Source organism: Chryseobacterium sp. FP211-J200, from assembly GCF_001643375.1.
Taxonomy (GTDB): domain Bacteria; phylum Bacteroidota; class Bacteroidia; order Flavobacteriales; family Weeksellaceae; genus Epilithonimonas; species Epilithonimonas ginsengisoli.
Genome location: NZ_LSHB01000039.1, coordinates 24,318 through 30,583, shown reverse-complemented (window position 1 = coordinate 30,583; position 6,266 = coordinate 24,318). Strand labels below are relative to the sequence as shown.

The following is a 6,266-nucleotide window of genomic DNA, read 5'->3' as shown; positions in this document are numbered from 1 at the left end:
AAAACATCAAGACCTTTTCATCAAAACAACTTGATGTTTTGAGGCATCTCTGCAAACGCCCTGTTCATCGGACCTGCAGAAGGGCCATTTTTAGCTTGGAAACTGATCAAATTTCTTACTTTTTGGACTTCAAAATAGGCTTCAAAGTTCTCAGTTTTCCATCGATCTTTTCATTGATCTTCAAATCTAGGATCTCTGCAACAACAGGATAAACATTCACATTTTCAAATTCATCAATGACCTGATTGTTGTGGAATGCCGGTCCCCAAGCAAAGAAAGCCGCTTTCATCTCGGGAACCAGTTTTGGGTCATAGCCATGTTTTCCTACAGAAGTTTTTTGACCTTTTTCCAAAAAGACTTTGGGCGCTTTAGGAATTAATAGGATCTGTCCAATTCTATGGTAATTGTCATCTCTTGTAGCAAAGTGCAGGTATTTTGGAAGTTTTTTATCGAGATAGACTTCGTACTCATTGGTTTTATTCGCTTTCGATTCCTTGAAAACAGATTTGACTTCTTTAGGATCTTTCACATAAACCCTTAATAAAGTCTGAGAATTATAATAATCGAATCTACTTTTATCTGTCAGGATCTCCGGGATTTCCAATGGTTTTCCACCATCAACCTGGATCATGCCATGATCCGAAACGAAGATGAAATTAACATTCTTAAGACCTAGGGCATTTACTTTCTGAACCAAACTTCCAATGGCTTCATCAATCAGATGAACCGCCGTTTCCGTTTCCTTAGCTTCCGGCCCAAAATGATGACCCGCGCCATCCACTTCCGGAAAATATAAGGAGATAAAATGCGGTCTCTGCGATTCGGGAAGTTTCAGCCAATTGATGACCTTATCCACTTTCTCTGCTGGTTTGAATTTTTCGTGGTAATGGTAATAATAAGTTGGTCTAATGCCTGCTGCATCGCTTGCAGAGCCGACCCATTGCAAAGAAGCCGAGATCATGCCCTGCTTCTCAGCCAACGCCCAAAGTGGGATTCCGCCGTACCAAGTCCCGTCTTCGGCATTCTCCTTTTTGCTCATCGCGTACTTTTCCTTTCTCTTGTAATCGTAGAAATAATTATCTATCAAACCGTGATGGGAAGGATAAAGTCCAGTGATCAAACTCCAGTGGTTTGGGAACGTGATGCTTGGGTAACTTGGGATCATTGCTTTGGCCTGGATGCCCTCAGTAGAATACTTTAAGAGATTCTCAGCATTGTATTTCTTGGTGTAATCATACCTGAAACCGTCTGTGGATATCATGATGACGTAAGGTTTTGTCATCGCCTCTTCATTATTCAAACGATTCGGAATTACAACTTGTGCGGTGTCTGTAATTGCCTGTTGAGCAGGACTTATAAAAGATAAAGACAAGAGGCATATTGCGAAGGCTTTCTTCATTAGTAAGATTTTGGCAAAGGTAAACTCTGTGACTTTTAATTGAAAGAATGATGGATTAATTTAATATTAATCCTAATCTGGAGCTATAATTTCAAACTTTAAAGCAAAAAAAATCCCGTCTCGTAAGAAAACGAAACGGGATCTATGTATGTTAAGAAAAAATCTTAAGCTTGTACGTTGTTACCTCCAACTACGAAAGGCTCCAATTCTTTGATCTCTCCGAATTGCTGCTCATAGTTAGTGATGTTTTGCTGAAGTGCAGCCAATACTCTTTTTGCGTGAAGTGGTGCAAGGATTACTCTTGAACGCACGTTCGCTTGCTGTACACCTGGCATCAACTGGATAAAATCCAATACGAATTCTGATGGAGAATGGTTTACTAAAGCTAGGTTTACATATACTCCAGCTGCGATCACCTCGTTAAGTTGGATATTGATGTTGTTTGGATCTTGATTTTGGTTGTTGTCCATTTTGGTTTGTTATTTTTTTATTTAAAATTTGAGGTTGTGAAAATATAAAAAATAATTCCAAACCTCAAATTTCATTTTGATTAATTTTAGTTGATGTCTTCGAATTCTTTTCTAGAACCTACGATCACATTTTGATAATCTTTAAGACCTGTACCTGCAGGGATTCTGTGTCCTACAATTACATTTTCTTTCAGACCTGTCAAGAAGTCGATCTTACCAGACACAGCTGCTTCGTTTAGAACCTTGGTAGTTTCCTGGAACGATGCTGCAGACATAAATGATTTGGTTTGAAGTGCCGCTCTTGTAATACCTTGTAGTACAGAAGTTGCAGTTGCAGGAAGTGCTTCTCTTACTTCTACCAAAGCCTGATCTTCACGTCTTAGTTTCGAGTTCTCATCTCTAAGTTCTCTAGCGGTGATCATCTGTCCTGGTTTGAATTCTTTCGAATCTCCCGCTTCCATTACTACTTTAAGACCAAATACTCTGTTGTTTTCCAACAAGAAGTCGTATTTGTGTTCCAAAGCACCTTCCAGGAATTGTGTATCTCCTCCATCCACAATCGATACTTTTGTCATCATCTGACGAACAATAATTTCGAAGTGTTTGTCATCGATCTTCACCCCTTGAAGACGGTAAACCTCTTGGATCTCATTAACCAAATATTCCTGAACCGCAGTTGGACCTTTGATCTTCAAGATATCGTCTGGTGTTACAGAACCGTCGGAAAGTGCGCCTCCTGCGTACACGAAGTCATTTTCCTGAACTAGGATCTGGTTTGATAATTTAACCAAATATTTCTTGATTTCTCCAGTTTTCGCTTCCACGATAAGCTCACGGTTACCTCTTTTGATCTTACCGTAAGATACTACACCGTCAATCTCTGTAACAACCGCTGGGTTGGAAGGATTTCTAGCTTCGAATAACTCGGTAACTCTCGGAAGACCTCCGGTGATATCCCCTGCTTTCGCAGATTTTCTTGGGATCTTGATCAAGACCTTACCAGCCTTGATTTTTTCACCATCGTTTACCATGATGTGGGCTCCAACCGGTAAGTTGTAACCTTTTTGTTCTACACCTTTGGAGTCAACAACTTTCAGGGTAGGAACGGCTTTTTTATTTCTGGATTCAGAGATTACTTTCTCTTCGAAACCAGTCTGCTCATCGATCTCCAATACGAAAGAAACCCCTTGGATGATATCTTCATACTCAACCTTACCAGAGTTCTCTGCAATGATTACCGCGTTATAAGCATCCCACTTCGCGATCATATCTCCTTTTTTCACTTTGTCACCTGGTTGTACAAACAACTCGGATCCATAAGGAACGTTGGCGATCATGATCGGTGTTCTAGCGTCGTTATCAGCTACCAAACGGAATTCTGTTGAACGGGAAACAACGATATCTGCTGACTCTCCATTTTCACCTTCCGATTTAATAGTTCTAACCTCATCCATCTCAACAATACCATCACGTTTTGCAACTATGCTTGGATTTTCTGAGATATTATTTGAAACCCCACCTTGGTGGAAAGTTCTCAATGTCAACTGAGTTCCTGGTTCACCAATAGACTGTGCAGCGATTACACCAACAGCTTCTCCCATGTGGATGCCTTTACCTGTTGCAAGGTTACGACCGTAACATTTCGCACAGATACCTTTTTTAGCCTCACAAGTTAATGGAGAACGAACCTCAACAGCTTCGATTCCAGCTTGCTCGATAGATTTGGCTACTGCTTCTACGATCAACTCGTCCGCTTGTGCCAAGATCTCATCCGTTTCTGGGTGATAGATATTGTGAAGAGAAACTCTACCAAGAATTCTCTCAGCAATCTTTTCTACGATATCATCGTTTTTCTTAAGTGCAGTAATTTCTGTACCTCTAAGTGTTCCACAGTCTTGTTCTGTAATGATAACATCCTGCGCAACATCTACCAATCTTCTGGTCAAGTAACCAGCATCGGCAGTTTTAAGAGCGGTATCCGCAAGACCCTTACGAGCACCGTGGGTAGAGATAAAGTATTCCAAGATCGACAAACCTTCTTTAAAGTTTGCAAGGATCGGGTTTTCAATGATCTCAGCACCTACAGAACCAGCTTTTTGTGGTTTTGCCATCAATCCCCTCATACCTGATAACTGACGGATCTGTTCCTTAGAACCCCTCGCACCAGAATCAAGCATCATATATACAGAGTTGAATCCACCTTGATCTACTTTCATTCGGCTCATGATCATCTCGGTAAGGCTGGCGTTGGTATTGGTCCAAACGTCAATTACCTGATTATAACGCTCTGTATCTGTGATAAGACCCATGTTATAGTTGGCCTTGATCTCATCTACAGTTTCGATAGAAGTAGCTATCATTTTCTTTTTCTCAACCGGGATCACGATATCTCCTAATGAGAATGAAAGTCCACCTTTGAATGCGTTGGCATATCCAAGATCTTTCATATCATCCAGGAACTTCACCGTAGTTGGGAAATCTGTATCTGCCAATACCTGACCTATGACGTTTCTAAGAGATTTCTTGGTCAATAACTCGTCGATATATCCAGAAGCTTTAGGTACGATCTGGTTGAACAAAATTCTACCAACTGTCGTAGGGAATAACTTAGTTGTGATCACGCCATTCTCTTTGATCGGAAGACGACATCTTACTTTTGCATTAAGAGAAACTTGTCCCTCAGCATAAGCGATCTCTACCTCTTCCGGAGAATAGAAAGCAAGACCTTCGCCTTTTACTTTGATCTCATCTGTAGAATCCAATTGTTTGGTCATAAAATATAGACCCAAAACCATATCCTGAGATGGTACCGTAATAGGAGAACCATTTGCAGGGTTAAGGATATTCTGAGAACCCAACATCAATAGTTGTGCTTCCAAAATAGCTTCCGGACCTAGAGGTAAATGCACCGCCATCTGATCCCCATCGAAATCGGCGTTGAAAGCCGTCGTTACCAATGGGTGAAGCTGGATTGCTTTACCTTCGATCATCTTAGGCTGGAATGCTTGGATACCAAGTCTGTGCAAAGTAGGTGCTCTGTTCAATAGTACAGGGTGACCTTTCATTACGCCTTCCAAGATATCATAAACTACAGGCTCTTTTCTGTCGATGATTCTTTTAGCTGATTTTACAGTTTTTACAATTCCTCTCTCAATTAGTTTTCTAATGATGAATGGTTTGTAAAGCTCTGCAGCCATATCTTTCGGGATACCACACTCGTGAAGTTGAAGACTAGGTCCTACAACAATTACCGAACGAGCGGAGTAATCTACCCTTTTCCCCAATAAGTTCTGACGGAAACGACCTTGTTTACCTTTCAATGAATCAGAAAGGGATTTCAATGGTCTGTTTGATTCAGATTTTACAGCAGAAGATTTTCTTGTATTATCGAATAATGAATCTACAGATTCCTGAAGCATACGCTTCTCGTTTCTCAAGATCACTTCCGGAGCTTTGATCTCCAATAGTCTCTTCAAACGATTGTTTCTGATGATCACCCTTCTGTAAAGGTCATTAAGATCAGAAGTTGCGAAACGTCCTCCATCCAATGGAACCAATGGTCTCAATTCTGGTGGTATAACTGGAAGTACACGCATGATCATCCACTCAGGCTTGTTGATCATTCTTGTATTGGCACCTCTCAATGCTTCTACAACATTTAATCTTTTAAGAGCCTCAGTTCTTCTTTGTTTAGAAGATTCGTTGTGCGCTTTGTGTCTTAGATCGAATGATAAAGAATCAAGGTCGATTCTCTTCAACAATTCTTCAACCGCTTCTGCTCCCATTTTTGCAAGGAACTTGTTCGGATCAGAATCATCGAGATATTGATTTTCTACAGGAAGCGTCTCTAGAACGTCTAGATATTCTTCTTCTGTAAGGAATTCTTTGTCATCAAAGTCAGAACCGTCCGCTTTCTTAGCAATACCTTGCTGGATCACGACGTATCTCTCGTAATAGATGATCATATCCAATTTCTTGGAAGGAATACCTAATAAATAACCGATTTTGTTTGGTAAAGAACGGAAATACCAGATGTGCGCTACAGGAACAACCAAACCGATGTGTCCGATTCTTTCTCTACGTACTTTTTTCTCTGTTACTTCTACCCCACATCTATCACAAACGATCCCTTTGTAACGGATACGTTTGTATTTTCCACAAGCACACTCGTAATCCTTTACAGGACCAAAGATCTTCTCGCAGAACAATCCATCTCTTTCCGGCTTGTGTGTACGATAGTTAATCGTTTCTGGTTTCAGGACCTCTCCTCTCGATTCCTGAAGAATGGATTCCGGTGAAGCTAAACCAATAGTGATTTTATTAAATCTACTTGTTTTATTTTTATTTGACATTTGTTTTATGTATTTGATTAAAAGATTGAAACATTAAATGATTAA

At 40.4% G+C, this 6,266-nt stretch carries 3 protein-coding genes; all 3 read right to left on the bottom strand.

Annotation, left to right across the window (positions count from 1 at the left end):
• Window positions 1-115 precede the first annotated feature (115 nt).
• The 3 genes from AXA65_RS12695 to rpoC all read right to left on the bottom strand — a co-directional run bounded on the left by AXA65_RS12695 (window position 116) and on the right by rpoC (window position 6,221).
• Window positions 116-1,399, bottom strand: a complete 1,284-nt coding sequence (locus AXA65_RS12695; RefSeq protein WP_063970466.1) for an ectonucleotide pyrophosphatase/phosphodiesterase — start codon at window positions 1,397-1,399, stop codon at window positions 116-118.
• 164 nt (window positions 1,400-1,563) lie between these two features.
• The gene (locus AXA65_RS12690; protein WP_063970465.1) at window positions 1,564-1,869 is read right to left on the bottom strand and encodes a DUF3467 domain-containing protein; all 306 of its coding nucleotides are present in this window, start codon (window positions 1,867-1,869) and stop codon (window positions 1,564-1,566) included.
• A gap of 86 nt (window positions 1,870-1,955) precedes the next feature.
• Window positions 1,956-6,221 (bottom strand): DNA-directed RNA polymerase subunit beta', encoded by a 4,266-nt coding sequence (rpoC, locus tag AXA65_RS12685; RefSeq protein WP_063970464.1) that lies wholly within the window; start codon window positions 6,219-6,221, stop codon window positions 1,956-1,958.
• Between the last annotated feature and the right edge of the window lie 45 nt (window positions 6,222-6,266).

Excerpts from the sequence above, each read along its gene's own strand:
- AXA65_RS12695 (WP_063970466.1), bottom strand. The coding sequence starts at position 1,399 with ATGAAGAAAGCCTTCGCAATATGCCTCTTGTCTTTATCTTTTATAAGT.
- AXA65_RS12690 (WP_063970465.1), bottom strand. The coding sequence starts at position 1,869 with ATGGACAACAACCAAAATCAAGATCCAAACAACATCAATATCCAACTT.
- rpoC (WP_063970464.1), bottom strand. The coding sequence starts at position 6,221 with ATGTCAAATAAAAATAAAACAAGTAGATTTAATAAAATCACTATTGGT.